Origin of the sequence: Streptomyces sp. NPDC006544 (assembly GCF_040611715.1) — a bacterium.
GTDB lineage: Bacteria > Actinomycetota > Actinomycetes > Streptomycetales > Streptomycetaceae > Streptomyces.
Genome location: NZ_JBEXOV010000008.1, coordinates 82,500 through 99,019, shown reverse-complemented (window position 1 = coordinate 99,019; position 16,520 = coordinate 82,500). Strand labels below are relative to the sequence as shown.

Sequence of the window (16,520 nt, the reverse complement as noted above, 5' to 3'; positions counted from 1 at the left end):
CCGGTGGACGGTCCGGGGCGACCCGGCCCGCCTCAGCCCCTGCTGACGGCCAGGAGGATCTCCGGGAGGCGGCGGGCCACCGCCGGGGCCGCCAGCCGCAGGCCGGACCAGGTGGCCAGCGTTCCCCAGGCCACGCCCAGGGGGAGCAGGATCCAGGTCAGGGAGTGCTGGTCCGCCACGTGGAGGTAGATCGCCAGGGCGATCAGCGGGGCGCTGATCAGCGCCGAGGCGAACAGGCCGCCGAAGATGCCCATCCACGCCAGGGCGCCCTGGCCCGGGGCGACGTTCTTGAAGGCGCCGTCCGTCGGGATGGAGTAGGGGAAGCGGGCCGAGGTCAGGGCCCCCGTGCACAGCATGGAGCCGAGCAGGGCCAGCGCCAGGCCCAGGGCGCCGGCGAAGCCGGGCCAGTCACCGACCAGTGCGGCCGTCACGGCGGCGACCAGCGCCGTGTACGGGACGGTGATCAGGCCGAGGGCGAGGGCGCGGGCCCGCAGTTCCGTGTACGCGTCGCGCGTGCTCGAGATGGTCTGCGCGACCATCCAGAACGCCGAGCCGTCCTGCCCGAACTGGTTGTACATCTGGACGCCGAGCATGCCCGAGGCGAAGCAGACCAGGTAGACCGATCCGGCGCCCTGGAGGGCGTTGGCGGCGGGCACGATCACGCCGACCACCAGGGCCGACACCCAGGCCGCCTTGGTCTTCGGATCGCGGACGATGTAGCGCAGGGTGCGCCGGACGACCGCGCCCGTACGTCCGTCGTCGGGGAGGAGGAACCGCGTGCCCGTGCCGCCGGCGGCGTTCGCTCCTCGCTGCTTCCCCGGCTTGGCGGCGGCGATCGTCGAGCCGTCCGGGGTGACCATGAGCTGGGTGAGGGTGCGCTCCCAGAACCGCAGGAGCAGCGCCAGGGCGGCGAGCGTGACGGCCAGTTGGGCCGCCGCCGTCCCGTACGCGCCCCGGCTCGCGGAGTCCACCATGCCGATGGCCGACGCGGGCGGCAACCAGCGGACGATCTCCTCGGCCGGCTCCAGCCGTTCCAGTCCGCCGCTCTGGAACAGCCGCTGGCCGGCCAGGTTCGCCACCTGGGCGCCCACCGCGATGACCAGGCCGCTGAGCAGCGCGAGGTCACGCCCCTTGCGGCTGGTCAGCAGCCGGACGTTGGCCGTGGCCACCGCGCGGGCGAGCGCGACGCAGCCGAGCAGCAGGAGCGGCACGGCCACCACGGCCGCCACGGTGCCCGCAGCGCCGTGGGCGAGGGCGATCGCGGAGCCGACGGCCAGGCACAGGGTGAACAGCGGCCCGACGCCGACGAGGGAGGAGACCAGCAGGGCCCGGACGAGCGGGCGCGGGCGCAGCGGCAGCATGACCAGCCGGCTCGGGTCGAGGGTCTCGTCGCCGGTCGGGAAGAACAGCGGCATGAAGGTCCAGCCGAGGGCGAGGACCGCCGCCAGCAGGACGACCACCGCGCTCGCGTGCTCGTTCCCGCGCAGCAGGGCGAGGCCGAGCGTGACGAAGAAGGCGGCGACGAGGGCGAAGGCGAGGGCGCCGAAGTACGCGGCCTTGCGCTTGGAGGAGCCCCTGAGACCGTTGCGCAGGAGCGACAGCTTGATGCGGACGAAGAGCGGCGTGAGGGAGACCGGGGCGGGCGCGGGGGGGGAGGCGGCAGCTCCGGCCGCGGCCACCGGCGAGGGCGCGGGCGCGGACGGGGACGTGTTCATCGGACGCCCGATCCGGTGCCGGTGCCGGTGCCGGTGTCGGCGCCCGTACCCGTACTGCCGGTGCCGGGGACCCCGCCCCTGCCGGCCGCTGCGCCGCCGCCGAGCCAGTCCAGCGACTCGCCCGTGGCCCGTCCCTGCGCGCCGACCAGTTCGAGGAACGCGGCCTGCAACGAGGGCGCGTCGCCCCGTACGTCGGCCAGCGGACCCGCGGCCCGGATCCGGCCGGCGGCCATGACGGCGACCCAGTCGCACAGCGACTCGACGAGCTCCATGACGTGGGAGGAGAAGACGACCGTGGCTCCGGAGGAGGTGAATCGTTCCAGCACTCCGCGGATGGTCTGCGCGGACACCGGGTCGACGCCTTCGAACGGCTCGTCCAGGAAGAGGACTTCGGGGTTGTGGAGCAGCGCGGCCGCCAGGCCGATCTTCTTCCGCATGCCCGTCGAGTAGTCGACGATCAGCTTGTGCTGCGAACCGGCCAGGTCCAGGACCTCCAGCAGCTGGGTGGCCCGGCTGTCCGTCTCCCGGCCCGGAAGTCCCCGCAGCCGGCCCATGTAGCCGAGCAGCTCGCGTCCCGACAGGCGCTCGAACAGGCGCAGCCCCTCGGGCAGTACGCCGATCCGCGACTTGACCTCGACCGGGTCGGCCCAGACGTCCTGTCCGGCGACGCTCACGCGCCCCATGTCAGGACGCAGCAGCCCGGTCACCATCGACAGCGTGGTGGTCTTGCCCGCGCCGTTCGGCCCCACCAGACCGATGAACTGTCCGGCGGGCAGCTCCAGATCGATCCCGGCGACGGCCACCTGCTCGCCGAACCGCTTCCACAATCCCTCTACCCGCACGGCGGCCGCGGCCGGCGGCGCGGTCCGCGCGCCGCCACCCACTCCGTCCGTACCGACCGTCCGGGCGCCCTGGTCCGACATGCGCCTGCCTCTCGTTCTGTTCCCCGTGTCCTGCTTTCCTCACCATAGGAGGAGGGGGAGAGGGCGGAGCAGTTACGTATGTCATGAGTTCCCCGGCGGAAATGTCCGGTCCGCGCCCCGGCCTCCGCGCCCGGCCTCCGCGTCACGCCCCGCGCCGGGCCCGCTCCGCCGCCGCCTCGCGACCGCACGCGTACGCCAGCGCGTCGATGAGCTCCTCCACGTCCGGCAGCCACCGGTTCGAGGCCGTCGGCGGCTGCGCCCACTGGACCGACCCGCGGCCGCCGATGCGGGTCGGCGGCGCGGCCGTGTACGCGCCCTCGCCCCGGGTGTGCAGGTCGAGCTGGGGCGGCTGCCAGCCGAGCTTGCGCAGCAGGTCCGGCACCTTCGCCCCGGCGCCCGGCAGGACGAAGAACAGCATCCGGCCGGCGGGGGTGGCGATCACCGGGCCGAGGGTGCGCTGCATGCGCTCGAGCCGGGCCAGCGCCAGGAACCCGGCCGAGTCCGGCACGTCGAGCGCGTCGAAGGTCCGGCCGGTCGGCAGCAGGATCGAGGCCTTCGGGTTTTTGGTCCAGAGCCGCCGCACCTGCACGGCGCTGCCCGAGGCCAGCGAGGCCCAGTCCTTCACCGACGGGTGCGCGCCCGGCGCCGGACAGTCGGCCGCCCCGCACGAGCACTGCTCCCGGCCGTCGGCGGACTCCAGCCAGGTGCCGGCGAAGACATCCCAGTGCCGTTCCTCCGTGTACCGCAGGGCATGGTCCAGCAGCGGCTCGCTGCGCTGCGGGGGGATGGGCGCGGTCTCCGTGACTCCGATGGTCTCTTCCACGTGCAACACAACTCTTGCGGTCACCGGGGGTTACGGGCGTAAACCCGCCGGGAGCCGGAGCATCGATCCTGCATACGGGGCGCATCGGTGCATCGCGGGGGGCGCGTGGGAGGGCGGGGCGCCGGAGGTGGGTAGCGACAGCACGCAATGGGGAAGATTCCCCGCACAACAGGCGGGAAGTGATCATTCCATCGGTCACCCGCGGCCTCTGGGGGTTTTTCATGGCAGCCAGGCCTCTCGTCGCCCGCCAGCCGAACGAACGGCTGCAGGCGCTCATCCAGGAAGCCGGGTGCTCCAACGCCGGGCTCGCCCGGCGCGTCAACATGTGCGGGGCCGAACACGGTCTCGACCTTCGCTACGACAAGACGTCCGTGGCCCGCTGGCTGCGCGGCCAGCAGCCGCGCGGGCGGGCCCCGGGGATCATCGCCGAGGCGCTCGGCCGCAAGCTCGGCCGGACCGTCACCATCGACGAGATCGGCATGGCCAACGGCAAGAACCTCGCCTCCGGCGTCGGCCTGCAGTTCTCCCCGACCGTCGTCGGCGCGATCGAGCAGGTCTGCGAGCTGTGGCGCAGCGACGTGGGCCGCCGCGATTTCCTCTCCGGGTCCAGCGTGGCCTCCTCGGCGCTCGTCGAACCGAGCCGCGACTGGCTGATCACCGGGGCGGACGTGCAGGTCGCGCGCAGCGGCGGCTCGCGGGTCGGGATGTCGGACGTGGAGGCCGTCCGGGCCACCACCGAGGCGCTGAAGGACCTCGACCACCGCTTCGGCAGCGGGCACGTGCGGCCGGTGGTCGTGCACTACCTCAACTCGGTGGTCTCCGGGCTGATCGGCGGCTCCTATCGCGAACCGGTGGGCCGCGCGCTGTTCGCGGCGGTCGCCCGGCTGACCGAGCTGGCGGGCTACATGGCGGTGGACACGGGCCAGCCGGGGCTCGCCCAGCGCTACTACATCCAGGCCCTGCGGCTGGCCCAGGCGGCCGGTGACCGGGCGTACGGGGGCTACGTGCTGGCGGCCTCCATGAGCCACCTGGCGGCGGAGCTGGGCAATCCCCGGGAGATCGCGCAACTGGCCAGGGCCGCGCAGGAGGGCACGCGCGGGCAGGTCACCCCCCGGGTCGAGGCGATGTTCTACGCGGCCGAGGCGCGGGGGCACGCCCTGCTCGGCGATGTGCGGGCGACGGCGGTGCTGTCCTCGCGGGCGGTGACGGCGCTGGAGCGGGCGGAACCGGAATCGGGCGACGACCCGGTGTGGATCGGCCACTTCGACCGGGCGTACCTCGCCGACGAACTGGCCCACTGCCACCGGGACCTGGGTCAGGCGGACGCGGCGGCGAGGCGGGCGGAGGAGGCGCTGCGGGACCTTCCGGCGGGCAAGGCGCGGCGCCGGGCGATCGGCCTGCTCCTGCTGGCGGCGGCGCGGGTGCAGCAACGGGAGGTCGAAGCCGCCTGCCAGACGGCCGCGCAGGCGGCGGACGTCCTCTCGGGGATCAGGTCGAACCGGGGCGCGGTGTACCTGGAGGACTTCCGGGCGCGGGTGGAGCCCTACCGGGACGAGCCGGCGGTACGGGAGTTCGGGGCCCGCCTGGAGGCGGCGTCCTGACGGGCGCCCTGACGGTGGTCCTGACAGGCGTCGTGACAGGCGTCCTGACAACTGTCGTGCCGGCTGTCCCGAGGTCCGTCCCGACGGCTGTCCGGACCGGTGCCGGGGCCGGCGGACCGCCCGCCGTCGCGACCGGTGGCCGGGGAACCGGCCGGGAGCGGGAGGGGGGAGGCCTGACGAGGAGGGGCCGGGACCGGGTAGCGTGAGCTGACGTTCCGAAGGTTCGGACAGGTCGGAGAGGGAGACCCGGTGACGGAGAGCGGACAGGACGGCCAGGGCGGCCAGGGCGGCCAGGGCGGAAGCCCCCGGGCCGGCACGCCGTGGGGCCCTCCCATGCCTGCCCAGCCGGACGCGCAGCCGGAGTACCCGCACGGCCGGCACTCCGAGGGAGGGTTCGTGGACGGCGAGCCCGCCTACGGCTACCCCGCGCCCGGCGGCTCGGCCCCCTCCTACGGCTACCCGCAGGGTCACGTCCTGGGCCCCGGCTACGAGGGCCCGGGCGAGCCGCACGGCTACGGCTATCCGCCGCTGCCCGAGGCGGTCACGCAGTACATCGCTCCGGTTCCTGCCGCTCCCGCGCACGAGGAGGCGGCGACCCAGTACCTTCCGCCGGTTCCGGCCGCTCCCGCGCACGAGGAGGCGGCGACCCAGTACATCGCTCCGGTTCCGGCCGCTCCCGCGCACCAGGAGGCCGCGACCCAGTACCTTCCGCCGGTCCCCGCCGCTCCGGCGGACCCGGCCGCCGGGTTCGACGGGCTGTTCCGCGGTGATCCCCCGAACGTGCCGACCGCGCAGGAGCCGGGGCCGCGCAGGCAGCAGCCGCGCCCGTACCCGCCGCAGCAGCCCCAGCCGTTCCAGCAGCCCCAGCCGTTCCAGCAGCCGCAGCCGTTCCAGCAGCCGCAGCGCCCGCAGCGCCCGCAGCAGGGTTACCAGCAACAGGGCCACCCGCAGCAGCCGTTCCCGCAGCAGGCGCAGCAGTTCGCGCCACCGGAGGCAGCCGCCGCGCGCAGGGTCTCGCCCGCGATCATCGCCGCCGTCGTCATCGGTCTGGCCGTCGTCGGACTCGGCGTCGGCGCGGTGCTCAGCGACGACAAGGCCCAGAACAACGACCCCGGTGCGCAGGCCGGCACCCCCACCGCAGGCGGTTCGGCCAAGGCCGGGGGCGAGGCGCCGATCGACCCGGCCCAGCCGCAGGCCGTCCAGCTGGACAAGCTGCTCGCGGACAGCAACGACAGCCGCGCCTCGGTGATCAAGGCCGTGGAGGACGTCAAGGGCTGCCGCAACCTCGACCAGGCGGCCAACGACCTGCGCGACGCGGCGCGGCAGCGCGAGGAGCTGGTGACCCGGCTCCAGGAGCTCAAGGTGGACCAGCTCCCGGACCACGCGAAGCTGAGCGCCTCCCTCACCAAGGCGTGGAAGTCATCCGCCGAGGCCGACAACAGCTACGCGGCCTGGGCGGACGACCTGAAGGGCGACGCCGAGAAGTGCAAGGACGGGAAGGCGAAGTCCACGGGCAACGACAACGCCGGCAACAAGGCGAGCGGTGAGGCCACGAAGGCCAAGGAGTCGGCGGCCGGCCTGTGGAACACGATCGCCGGCAAGTACAACCTGACCAAGCGGGACAAGAGCCAGCTGTAGCCGGCGGGCGGGACGGTCCTCCGTCCGTCCGGCCGTCCGTCCGTCCGGCCGGACACGGCACTAGCTGGCGCGCGGTGCCGATTCCAGGGTCCGGGTCATGTCCAGGGACTGCTCGCCCGGCTGGGTCACGAGGCGGCCCTGCTGGACGACCTGGAAGGTGACCTGGCCGTTGACGATGCGGGGGAAGCCGGCGACGGCGCGCATGTCCTGGTAGCGCCAGCTCAGGTCGGGGGTGAGGCCGCCGGTCTTGAAGGGCTCGGCCTGGTTGAGCTTCTGCGCGAGCTTGCGCGACGTGATCGGCTCGTCGGCCTTGAAGCGCTTCACCGCCTCGCTGAACACCGTGTACGCGATCCAGGTGGTCTGGGCGCCGCTGTCGTCGGGATCCACGGAGTTGTCGCCGAAGGCCTGCTCGGTGATCGCGCGGCGCATCGGCTCCCAGAGGGGATCGGAGGCGACCGGGTACCAGCTCGTGACGTACGCGCCCTCGAAGGGGCTGTCCTTGCCGCCGGTGCGGTCCACCATGGCCTGGCTGACGGAGCCGAGCACCGAGGAGATCTGCGGTTTGCGGTTCTGGGCGTCGGCGCGGCGGAAGGCGTCGAAGAAGGTCTCGGTGCGCGCCCCGAGGACGGCGGCCACACAGCCCTTGTCCTTGCCGTCCTTGACCGGGGCCGCGCCCTTGGCCGGGGCGGCCGGCGAGGAGTCGGTCAGCGCCTCGCGGGCCTGCGGGGTGTAGTCCGCGGAGTCCTCGGCGGCCCGGATGTCGCTGGCCTCGGGCACCTGGTTGGTCTTGAGGCCGGCGTTGAGCTGGAGGGGCAGGGAGTCGCCCGCGAGGGTGTCCGGGCGGACGAGGGCGACCTTGGCGCAGGCGCGGCCCAGCTGGTGGCCGGCGCCGGCGAGGAGGACGGGCTGGCCTCCGTTGACGGGGTAGGACAGCGTCGACTGGAACTCCTCGGAGGACACCCCGTACCCGCCGATGAACGGGATGCCCTCGGCCTCCAGCGGGGCCATGAAGGCGCGTCCGTGCTGGCTGTACGAGCCGACGACGGCGACGGCCTTCTCGGCGATCGCCCTGCGGGCGCAGTCGGCGGCGCCGCCGGCCGTGTTGTGCTCGTTGCAGGTCAGGACGCGGATCCTGTGACCGTTGATGCCGCCCTTGGCGTTGACCCAGCGCTCGTAGGTCTGGGCCATGCCGGGCATGCCGGGCATGTTCGTCGCTCTGGAGTCCTCGGGCGCGAAGGTCATGACGGTGAGGGTGGAACCGGCGCCCCCGGAGCCCCCCGAGCCTCCGGGGAGCGCCCCGCAGCCGGCGAGGAGACACGCACCCGTCGCCGTGGCCAGGAGGGTGCGGGAAAGGGCTGTCACGCGTCGCCGGGTGGTCATGTGCATGCACCATTCCGCCCCGCGGGTAACTGAAGTGTGAGGTGTGCACAACACGGGGTGACGGCCAGGTGAATTGCGGGTGGCGGCCGCGCGGAGGGCCGACGCGGTGGCGCCCGCGGGGGGACCCCCGGACCTGCGCACGGGCGCTGCAAGATCGCATATGAGGGGAACGTACGATCGAAAGCGTGACATTCGCCCAAGGTTCGAAGAACTCTTCCCGCCGCGGCGGCCGCTCCTCCACCATGGGCGGCATGCCCCTCAACAACATGCCGTGGTGGCGCTGGCGCAGCAACGTGCGCTCGGCGCTGCACATGCTTTCCGACCCCGCTTTCCAGGAGGACACCTGGCTGGCCGGCGCCCAGGGGTACGGGGACGTCACCGACGCCGTGTACCGGCTCGTCGAGGACACCTGGCTGGACAGCTGGTCCGCGGACAAGTACGTCGGCACGATCTTCCGCGACCCGCAGGAGGCGGCCCTGGTCGACCTCGCCGTGCTGCGCGTGCTGCGGATCATGCACCAGATCGGCCCCGACGCCCCCGTCTCCGGATACCTGGAGCACCACGCCTGGCCGGAGGCCGTCCGGGCCGCGCGCGAGGCCCACGTACGGCTGTCGACGGCGGACGGGGACGACCCCGACGCGCGGCCGACGTCACTGGACGTCCTGAGGATCCTCACGCGCGCGGTGTGAGGGGTGCGGTGTGAAAGGCTATGCGGTCATGAGCGATGACCCGAAGCCGCAGACCACGGCCCCGCAGCAGTACGTACTGACCCTCTCCTGCCCCGACAAGCAGGGCATCGTGCACGCGGTGTCCAGCTATCTCTTCATGACCGGGTGCAACATCGAGGACAGCCAGCAGTTCGGCGACCGCGACACCGGCCTCTTCTTCATGCGGGTGCACTTCGAGGCCGACGCCCCGGTGACGGTGGAGAAGCTGCGGGCGAGCTTCGCCGCGATCGGTGACTCCTTCAAGATGGACTGGCAGATCCACCGCTCCGACGAGCGCATGCGGATCGTGCTGATGGTGTCGAAGTTCGGGCACTGCCTCAACGACTTGCTGTTCCGCCACCGGATCGGCGCGCTGCCGGTCGAGATCGCGGCGGTGGTGTCGAACCACACCGACTTCGAAGAGCTGGTCGGCTCCTACGGGATCCCCTTCGTGCACATTCCCGTCACGAAGGACACGAAGGCGGCGGCGGAGGAGCGGGTCCTGGAACTCGTGCGCGCCGAGAACGTCGAGCTCATCGTGCTCGCCCGGTACATGCAGGTGCTGTCGGACACCCTGTGCTCGGCGATGAGCGGCCGGATCATCAACATCCACCACTCCTTCCTGCCGAGCTTCAAGGGCGCGAAGCCGTACCACCAGGCGCACGCGCGGGGCGTGAAGCTCATCGGCGCGACCGCGCACTACGTGACGGCGGACCTGGACGAGGGCCCGATCATCGAGCAGGAGGTCGAGCGGGTGGGCCACGAGGTCACCCCCGAGCAGCTGGTGGCGATCGGCCGCGACGTGGAGTGCCAGGCGCTGGCGCGCGCGGTGAAGTGGCACAGCGAGCACCGCGTGCTGCTGAACGGGACCCGCACGGTCGTCTTCCGGTAGACCGACCGGCCCCGGGCCGTCCCGGACGGCCCGCCCCGGACGGCCCGTCCCGGCTGGAGGCGGCTAGAGGCGGCTGAGCGAGGCCGCCGCGAAGAGCACGTCGCGGATGGCCTCGCGGTCGCCGGTCTGGCCGACCGCCGCTTCCTCCGGGGAGATGTGCCCGGCGGCCAGCTGGCAGAACTCGACGCCGTCCAGGGCGATCCGGGCCACCGTGTGCTCCGCCGAGGGCTTCGCCGCCGGGGAGTCCAGCGAGATGTCCCAGCCGCCCCCGCCCGCGCCCTCGATCTCCAGGTGCAGCGTCCGGCCCGGGGCCCCCGCCGCGACGAGCCCGCGCGGCGGTGCGGCGAGCCCCGCCCGCCGACGCCCGGCCAGGGCCTGCGGCAGCAGCCGGGCCGCCAGGTCGATCATGCGGTGCAGGTGGGGCGCGGAGGGCGGCTCGTACGGATAGTCCACCGCGTCCGCGATGTCCACGGCGTGGACCCAGCACTCGAAGGCCCGCTCGAGGAAGGCGTCGCTCAGGGGCAGCGCGAAGGGCCCGTAGCCGACCGCGAGTTCGGCGGCTCCCTGTCCCGCGAAGGAGACCGTGCGGACCAGGGTGTGGCCCTGCTCCCGCCACGGCTCGCGGACCCGGCGCGTGGGCGGGTAGGGGGCCGACTCCCAGAAGTGCTCCGTGCGGTCGGCCGGTCCGCTCCGCGGGGCGTCCGGGCCCAGCGGGTCGTCCAGTCCGAGTGCCGCCGCGACCAGGCCGTCCACCGACATCAGGTGCCCGATGACTCCGGCCACCGTGGTCCGGCGGGCCCGGGGTCCCTCGTCCTCGAACCACTTCAGCCGGACCGGGGTGTGCCACTCCGAGTCCCCGAAGTCACGCAGCAGTGCGTCGAGCCGCGCCGTCTCGGTGTCGTACGGGGTCGCCCACGCCGGCACCGGGATGCGGGCCGGCCGCCTGCCGAGGCAGTCCTCCAGCACGCGCGAGCGCAGCAGCGGCTTGAGGTCGAGGCTGTCCTCCGGGTGCAGCAGGCCCACGGCGTCGCGCAGCCGCAGGGCCTCCTCGGCGCAGGGCGCGCACTCGGTGAGGTGGTCCTCGACGTCCTGGGTCTCCTCGGCGGAACAGGCCGCCAGGGCCCAGGCGCCGAGCAGGGACTTCAGCACGCCGTGGGTGGGCGGCGCCGAGGGCGCGGGCGGAGGCGGGGCCGGGGCCGCGGGACCTTCGGGGGAGTCGGTGGCTTCGGTGGCTTCGGTGGGGTCCGTGAACTCGGGGAACTCGGGGAACTCGGGAAATTCGGGGAGGTCGTCGGCCTCCGGGTGCCCGGTGGGGTCGACGACGCGGGGGGCGTCGAGGGGGTCGAGGGGGGTGAGGTCCTCGAGGTCGTCGGCCGCCGCGCGCGGGCCCGGCAGGCGCGCCGGCCCGCCGCCGCCCGGGGGCCGCTCGTACGGGTCGTCGGCGTCGAAGGGGCTGGTCATCGGGACGTTCCATATCCGGAGGGTCCGTGTCCGGACGGTCCGTATCCGGGCGGGGTGGCTTCTTCTCGCGGGACGGCATTGGCCGTCGCCAGCAGTTGCAGGCCCAGCCGGAGCCGGCGCCGGGCCTCGTCCTCGCTGATCTGCAGGTCGGCGGCGGCCTGGCGGTAGTCGCGGCGCTTGAAGTACGCGAGTTCGAGTGCGGCGCGCAGGGGCGCGGGCATGGAGGCGACGATGAAGTCCGCGCGCGCGGCCGCGTTGGCGCTGCGCACCTTCTGCTCCAGTTCCTCGCTGGAGCCGCGGCCCAGCTCGGCCTGGCGCAGGCGGGCGACCGCCTGCCCCTGGGCGGTCCGGGCGACCCAGGAGCGCAGGGAGCCCTGCTTGGGGTCGTAGGCGTCCGGGTTCTCCCAGATGTAGCCGAACACCTCGCGGGTGACCCGGTCGGCGGCCTTCTCGTCACCGAGGACCCGGTGGGCGAGGTGGTGCACGAGAGAGGCGAAGCGGTCGTACAGCTCGCCGAGCGCGGCGGCCTCGCCGCGCGACAGGCGTTGCTGCATGCGACGGTCCCACCGCGGTGGAACGTCCTTCGCCATCGTGCCCCCAGCCGGCTTCCCGGTCTCACCGTCGTGCGTGTCGACCACTCGAATGTAGTGGGCACACAGCTGTCCGCGCCCGAATTGGGCGAACCTTCCTTCGGAATCCCGCCCTCCGTGGTAGAGGGGTGACACGGCGTGAACGGCGGGGCGGGGCACGCCGCATGGGTACAGGCGTACGCGCCCCGCCGCGCTCCTCGTGCGCTGGTTCGATGCGGCCACCTGCTTGCCCGCTTCGCTTAACGCGCAGGCCACGTAGGCCTTACGCTCCTGCCTTGTCTTGAACTGCACCCCACCGCACATGTGAAGGCGGAACGCCGAATATGGACAGCGCAGAATACGAGCGCAAGATCGCCGCCCGATTCGCCACCTTCGACCAGGACGGAAGCGGCTATATCGACCGGGAGGACTTCAGCGCGGCAGCGAAGGCGGTGCTGGCCGAATTCGCCGTGGCGGCCCGCTCCGACCGGGGCCAGGCGGTCTTCGCCGGCGCGGAGGCCTTCTGGCAGGGCATGGCCGGCATCGCGGACGTGGACGGCGACCAGCGCGTGTCCCGCGACGAGTTCATCACGGGCGCGGCCAAGCGGCTGCGGGACAACCCGCAGCGGTTCGCGGAGATCGCGCGGCCGTTCCTGCGGGCCGTGATCGCGGTGGCGGACACGGACGGCGGCGGCGCGACCCCGGAGGCCACGGCGCGCGTCCTGCGCGTGCTGGGCACCCCCGGGGAACTGGCCGCCCCGGTGGCGGCCGCCCTGGACGCGGACGGCGACGGCCGCATCACGGAGGACGAGATGCTGGCGGCCTTCGCCGGCTACTGCGGCGTGGCCGCTCCGGACGCGTAGCCCCGCGGCGACGGGCGGCCGGAGACGTACGAAGCGTCGTGCGCCCCCGGCCCCCCGTCGGCGTGCCCTCCACGGCACCCGGGACCGCCCTAAATCGTTTGTCGCGGGCCGGCCCGGTCGGATAGGAAGCTCGCATGCTGAAGGGCAACAAGGTCGGGCTCAGGGCCCGGCACGAGGACGACGTCCCGATCCTGCTGGCCGAGCTCTACGACGACGTGGTCAACTCCTCGCGGGCCGAGAGCGGGCCGTGGCGGCCGATCACGCCCGGCTCGAAGGACCCGCGGCTCGTGGTGGACGACACGGTTCAGGGGCACGTCCCCTTCTCGGTCGTGGAGTTGGACGGCGGCACGCTGGTCGGCAGCGCGACGCTGTGGGGCATCGACAACCACAACCGGTCCGCGCACATCGGGTTGGGGCTGCTGCCGGCCGCCCGCGGGAAGGGCTACGGCACGGACGTCGTCGCGGCGCTGTGCCATTACGGGTTCGTCGTGCGCGGTCTGCAGCGGCTCCAGATCGAGACGCTGTCGGACAACGCCGCGATGCTGGGCTCCGCCGAGCGCAACGGATTCGTCCGCGAGGGCGTGCTGCGCTCCTCGGCCTGGGTGATGGGCGAGTTCCTGGACGAGGTGCTGCTCGGGCTCCTCGCCCGTGACTGGAAGCCGGTCCCGGCCACCCTCTAGGGGGTCGCGAGGGCCGGCACGCCGCGCAGGGCGCGGCGGGCGACGTCGGCCCGGGAGGCGACCTCGGCGGGGGAGAGCGGGGCCCTGGAAGCCTCGGTACGGGCGGCCGCCGCCGGCCGGAGGGCCGTGCGGGGTTCCGTACGGGGTTCCGTACGGGCTGCGGAGCAGCTGCCGCACGGCGCGTCAGGGCTCGGCAGGGGGTCGCGGCAGACGCCGCATTCGGCGGGTGGCGCGGCGGGAGCGGCGGGGTCCCTGCGCAAGCGGGGCGGCGGGAGTTTGCGGACCAGACGGTTCGCGAGCAGGGCGCGCGCGGAGTGGACGAAGCTCGGTAGGCCGTCGGCGAGCAGCGAGCGGGCTTCCAGTTCGGACACCCCGTGGGCGAGCCACTGTTCGGCGAGCGGGGCGAGTGCGAGGGTCTCGGTGACCCCGAGGGTGAGCCGCGGCTCGAACGCGGCGATCCGCGCGAGCAGCGAGGCCCCTCGGCCGGAGGCCGTCGCCAGTCGCACGGGCTCGGGGAGGGAGGGTTCTTCTTCCCCAGTACTTCTCCCCAAGGGGGACGCTCCCGTCACGCCGTCCGCCCCCTCACCGGTTCCCGGGTCCGGCGCTTCGTCCGGCGCTTCGTCCGGCGCGGGGTCCGGTGCCGGTTCGCTCGCAGGGGTGAGCTTCGGATCGTCCTCCGGGGCGGTGCGGGGCGGCGGTGCCCCGTCCGGCCGCTGCCATGACTCCGTGCCGGGGGCGTCGGAGACGAAGGTCTCCGTGCGGACGTGCCCGGTCCGCGTGTCACGGACGGTCCGGCGCCCGTAGTACCCGTACCGGACCAGCTCGTCGACGGCTTTGGCGACTCCGCGCCGGCCGACTCCGGGGTGCTTGTCGGCGAGCGTGCGGACGTCCTCGCGGGAGCCGTCGGGGAGGGAGAGGAGGTATCCGAGGATGCCCCGTGCGGTGAAGCTGAGGCGCCGGTCCCGCAGGACTTCGTTGCCGAGGACGGTGAAGGCGCGCTTGCGCGGGCTAAGGTGGATGCGCACTGAAGTGGTTTCCTTCGGTGTCGGACCCCGGGGTGTTGGCGCACCGCCGGGGTCACCTGACTGTGTGGAGTTCGTGTCCAGCCGGGACGGTAGCGCACCCTTTTCGGCATATACCAGCCGTGGCCAATGGTGTTAACCATGCGTAGTTCCGGCCGAGTTGACGTTGGGACGTCCCGTCTCCGGGCGTGCGTTCAGGTTTGCAGGTGGCGCCGCACCTGGGTGATCACCTGTTGGGCCTCGGACCCGAAGACGGCTGACCTGTTCAGGGTGGCCCAGACCCGTTGGTAGGTGGCGACCGCGTGGCTGTCTTCCAGCCAGCGTTCCGCGTCCCAGTCGTCCGTGATCGCCAAGCGGCCGTCGAAGATCCAGAAGGGGTTGCCCGGGGGAAGTCGCAGCGAGGCGCCGAACGGGACTATCCCCAGGTTCAAGGTATCCATGCCAATGGCCCCGAGCAGGCGGTCGAGCTGCGCGGCCATGACGGTCGACGGGCAGAGCCGGGCGCGCAGAGCGCCTTCCCAGATCAACAGGTTCAGGCGGTTGCCTGGCCGGTACATCCAGTTTTGCCGCTGCATGCGGACGCGTACGGCGTCGTCGGTGTCCCGAGGGGAGTTCTGCAGCGTCTCGTAGTGCTGGAATATGTGGCGGGCGTAGTCGGCGGTCTGCAGCATGCCGTTGACGGCATTGTTCTCCCACACGTGCATGACGCGGGTGTCCGCGACGAGGGCGTTCCACGTTTCCTGCACGGGGCGGTGCCCGGCGGCCAGCTGCCGCCGCCAGGACCGGACCTGTGACTCCAGACTTCTCAGGCGGCTGTGCAGTTCGGCGTACGCCTCGGGCCGCCCCGTCGCCTCGGCCCACTGGCGGAGGTCGTCGAGTGTTGCCGTCTGGCGCCCGTTCTCCAGCTTCGAGACCTTGCTCTGCCCCCAGCCGAGGCGTTCGGCCAAGGCGGTACCGGTGATGCGCCCCTCAGGGCTGGACTCGCGCAGCTCTCGTAGGCGCAGGCCCAAGACCTCGCGTGCCTTTTGGAAATCCGTCACCGGTACCCGATCTGACTACTTGCCTGCGGAGAGTCCCGCCACGAACGTCTCGTACGGAACGGCATGGTGCCACGCCGCGTCGCGTACGAGGGACCTCTGGACGACCTCGGCCGGCTCCGTGATCAGCTCGACGTCCAGGAGCTGATCATCCTCGTCGAAGTTCAGAACCGCGACGATCCGCGAGTCGGACAACCAGTAGTCCTCGTGTGGAAGTTGCAGAACGTCTGCGTCCCTGCGCCAGAGATTCCTGATGTCCTCGCCGAGCGCGCTGTTTCGCTTGGCATTGTCGAAAAGATACAGCTGCCCCGGAGTGGGAGGGTTGTCCACGATGCGTACCCGCTCGACACGCTTGCCCTGCGCGGTCTGCGTACGGATCAGCTCGCAGTACGGGTCCTCCGGGTTCCACCGGGCAGCACCCGATTCGACGAACTGGCGGTAGGTGGCGGTACTTTCGTCGCTGGCGTAGCGGGTTCGCGTCTCCAGTCGCCAGGCCGTGTGCTTGAACGTTCGGAAGAGATCACCGAAATCGTCCAGGTCGATGATCCGCGCCCTACGGGTCACGTCCTTCGGTGCGTAGTCCACCAGTAGCTCCCTCGGGACGATCACTGCCACCTCCCCCTCGGACAGGTGCTGGAGCTGAGCGATGTCCTGCGGGTTCGTCAGTGGCGGACCGTGAACGATCACCTCGCGGCTGTCCAGGTCTTCATGAACCGAAGGGCATCCTGTGCCGCCGCTGCCCGTGCCGTTGAAACGTAACCTTCGTGCCGTCACTCGGAAACCACCTCTCCTACGGAAGGACCTGCCGCAAGAGTGACGGCTGCCCTCCGGGAAAGTCGAGGCATAGCCGGGCGAAGCGTGAGAATAGTCGGGAATAGTCTCCGTGCGGCACGCCCGTCCTTCTCTACGGTTCCGTCCATCAGCGCGATGGAGCTCGAGGGAACGGATGGTGCGACGTGGCCGTCACCAGCAAGAAGTTGTGGGAGCAGGTCTCCCAGTCCGACCCCTTCCCGAGGCCGGATGCCCTGCCCTTCCCCGGCTGCGATGTGTGTGCAGCCTTGGATGAGCAGCGCACGGAGTACCGCACGCTCCGGGACCGGAGCGGGGCGACGGACTGCAATGTCGAGATGCGACAGCACCCACACGGTGCGAGCAAGGGTTCTTCCGACCTCGGCGCGCATCTCGAACCAGTCACTGCGCGAGCGGAGA

Annotated in this window: 15 protein-coding genes; 6 read left to right on the top strand and 9 right to left on the bottom strand. The window is 72.4% G+C overall.

Annotated elements, in window-relative coordinates:
- Positions 1-32: 32 nt before the first annotated feature.
- From ABZY44_RS06410 to ABZY44_RS06400, 3 genes are all read right to left on the bottom strand, one after another.
- Positions 33-1,715 (bottom strand): transporter, encoded by a 1,683-nt coding sequence (locus ABZY44_RS06410; RefSeq protein ID WP_356650489.1) that lies wholly within the window; start codon positions 1,713-1,715, stop codon positions 33-35.
- Positions 1,712-2,638 carry an ABC transporter ATP-binding protein gene (locus ABZY44_RS06405; protein WP_356650487.1) on the bottom strand — a complete coding sequence of 309 codons (927 nt, stop codon included), beginning with the start codon at positions 2,636-2,638 and terminating at the stop codon, positions 1,712-1,714. Before ABZY44_RS06405 ends, ABZY44_RS06410 begins: the two co-directional genes overlap by 4 nt.
- Before the next feature lie 142 nt (positions 2,639-2,780).
- Entirely contained in the window at positions 2,781-3,461 is a 681-nt protein-coding gene (locus ABZY44_RS06400; protein ID WP_356650485.1) for a bifunctional DNA primase/polymerase, read from the bottom strand.
- 221 nt (positions 3,462-3,682) lie between these two features.
- Here ABZY44_RS06400 and ABZY44_RS06395 point away from each other — a divergent pair, with 221 nt between their 5' ends.
- Together ABZY44_RS06395 and ABZY44_RS06390 are read left to right on the top strand one after the other, a co-directional pair.
- Positions 3,683-5,062: a transcriptional regulator gene (locus tag ABZY44_RS06395; RefSeq protein WP_356650483.1), complete on the top strand. Its 1,380-nt coding sequence runs from the start codon at positions 3,683-3,685 to the stop codon at positions 5,060-5,062.
- A 249-nt stretch (positions 5,063-5,311) separates the two neighbouring features.
- Positions 5,312-6,700, top strand: coding sequence for a hypothetical protein (locus ABZY44_RS06390; RefSeq protein ID WP_356650481.1), 1,389 nt, complete (start codon positions 5,312-5,314; stop codon positions 6,698-6,700).
- 60 nt (positions 6,701-6,760) lie between these two features.
- On the opposite strand, the gene ABZY44_RS06385 is transcribed toward ABZY44_RS06390, so the two are convergent.
- Entirely contained in the window at positions 6,761-8,080 is a 1,320-nt protein-coding gene (locus ABZY44_RS06385; RefSeq protein ID WP_356650479.1) for an ABC transporter substrate-binding protein, read from the bottom strand.
- 242 nt (positions 8,081-8,322) lie between these two features.
- Between ABZY44_RS06385 and ABZY44_RS06380 the strand changes: the two genes are divergently transcribed.
- Positions 8,323-8,769, top strand: a complete 447-nt coding sequence (locus ABZY44_RS06380; RefSeq protein ID WP_356650585.1) for a hypothetical protein — start codon at positions 8,323-8,325, stop codon at positions 8,767-8,769.
- A gap of 28 nt (positions 8,770-8,797) precedes the next feature.
- A complete protein-coding gene (gene purU, locus ABZY44_RS06375) occupies positions 8,798-9,679 on the top strand; it encodes a formyltetrahydrofolate deformylase (RefSeq protein ID WP_356650477.1) in 882 nt (293 codons plus the stop codon).
- A gap of 63 nt (positions 9,680-9,742) precedes the next feature.
- On the opposite strand, the gene ABZY44_RS06370 is transcribed toward purU, so the two are convergent.
- Together ABZY44_RS06370 and ABZY44_RS06365 are read right to left on the bottom strand one after the other, a co-directional pair.
- Positions 9,743-11,140, bottom strand: coding sequence for a maleylpyruvate isomerase N-terminal domain-containing protein (locus ABZY44_RS06370; RefSeq protein WP_356650475.1), 1,398 nt, complete (start codon positions 11,138-11,140; stop codon positions 9,743-9,745).
- Positions 11,137-11,730 carry a sigma-70 family RNA polymerase sigma factor gene (locus tag ABZY44_RS06365; RefSeq protein ID WP_356650472.1) on the bottom strand — a complete coding sequence of 198 codons (594 nt, stop codon included), beginning with the start codon at positions 11,728-11,730 and terminating at the stop codon, positions 11,137-11,139. Before ABZY44_RS06365 ends, ABZY44_RS06370 begins: the two co-directional genes overlap by 4 nt.
- A 323-nt stretch (positions 11,731-12,053) precedes the next feature.
- On the opposite strand from ABZY44_RS06365, the gene ABZY44_RS06360 reads away from it, so the two are divergent.
- Together ABZY44_RS06360 and ABZY44_RS06355 are read left to right on the top strand one after the other, a co-directional pair.
- Positions 12,054-12,572, top strand: a complete 519-nt coding sequence (locus ABZY44_RS06360; protein ID WP_356650470.1) for an EF-hand domain-containing protein — start codon at positions 12,054-12,056, stop codon at positions 12,570-12,572.
- A 134-nt stretch (positions 12,573-12,706) separates the two neighbouring features.
- A complete protein-coding gene (locus ABZY44_RS06355; RefSeq protein ID WP_356650468.1) occupies positions 12,707-13,252 on the top strand; it encodes a GNAT family protein in 546 nt (181 codons plus the stop codon).
- On the opposite strand, the gene ABZY44_RS06350 is transcribed toward ABZY44_RS06355, so the two are convergent.
- The 3 genes from ABZY44_RS06350 to ABZY44_RS06340 form a co-directional block, all read right to left on the bottom strand.
- Entirely contained in the window at positions 13,249-14,277 is a 1,029-nt protein-coding gene (locus ABZY44_RS06350) for a helix-turn-helix domain-containing protein (protein ID WP_356650466.1), read from the bottom strand. The two genes, ABZY44_RS06355 and ABZY44_RS06350, sit on opposite strands and share 4 nt — an antisense overlap.
- Positions 14,278-14,468: 191 nt before the next feature.
- Entirely contained in the window at positions 14,469-15,314 is an 846-nt protein-coding gene (locus ABZY44_RS06345) for a helix-turn-helix transcriptional regulator (RefSeq protein WP_356650464.1), read from the bottom strand.
- A 15-nt stretch (positions 15,315-15,329) separates the two neighbouring features.
- Entirely contained in the window at positions 15,330-16,085 is a 756-nt protein-coding gene (locus ABZY44_RS06340; protein ID WP_356650462.1) for a DUF6879 family protein, read from the bottom strand.
- Positions 16,086-16,520 lie beyond the last annotated feature (435 nt).

Bases quoted from the DNA above. Each gene is read 5' to 3' on its own strand.
- ABZY44_RS06360 (WP_356650470.1), top strand. From the start codon at position 12,054: ATGGACAGCGCAGAATACGAGCGCAAGATCGCCGCCCGATTCGCCACC.
- ABZY44_RS06385 (WP_356650479.1), bottom strand. From the start codon at position 8,080: ATGACCACCCGGCGACGCGTGACAGCCCTTTCCCGCACCCTCCTGGCC.
- ABZY44_RS06355 (WP_356650468.1), top strand. From the start codon at position 12,707: ATGCTGAAGGGCAACAAGGTCGGGCTCAGGGCCCGGCACGAGGACGAC.
- ABZY44_RS06365 (WP_356650472.1), bottom strand. From the start codon at position 11,730: ATGGCGAAGGACGTTCCACCGCGGTGGGACCGTCGCATGCAGCAACGC.
- ABZY44_RS06380 (WP_356650585.1), top strand. From the start codon at position 8,323: ATGGGCGGCATGCCCCTCAACAACATGCCGTGGTGGCGCTGGCGCAGC.
- ABZY44_RS06410 (WP_356650489.1), bottom strand. From the start codon at position 1,715: ATGAACACGTCCCCGTCCGCGCCCGCGCCCTCGCCGGTGGCCGCGGCC.
- ABZY44_RS06405 (WP_356650487.1), bottom strand. From the start codon at position 2,638: ATGTCGGACCAGGGCGCCCGGACGGTCGGTACGGACGGAGTGGGTGGC.
- purU (WP_356650477.1), top strand. From the start codon at position 8,798: ATGAGCGATGACCCGAAGCCGCAGACCACGGCCCCGCAGCAGTACGTA.
- ABZY44_RS06370 (WP_356650475.1), bottom strand. From the start codon at position 11,140: ATGACCAGCCCCTTCGACGCCGACGACCCGTACGAGCGGCCCCCGGGC.
- ABZY44_RS06395 (WP_356650483.1), top strand. From the start codon at position 3,683: ATGGCAGCCAGGCCTCTCGTCGCCCGCCAGCCGAACGAACGGCTGCAG.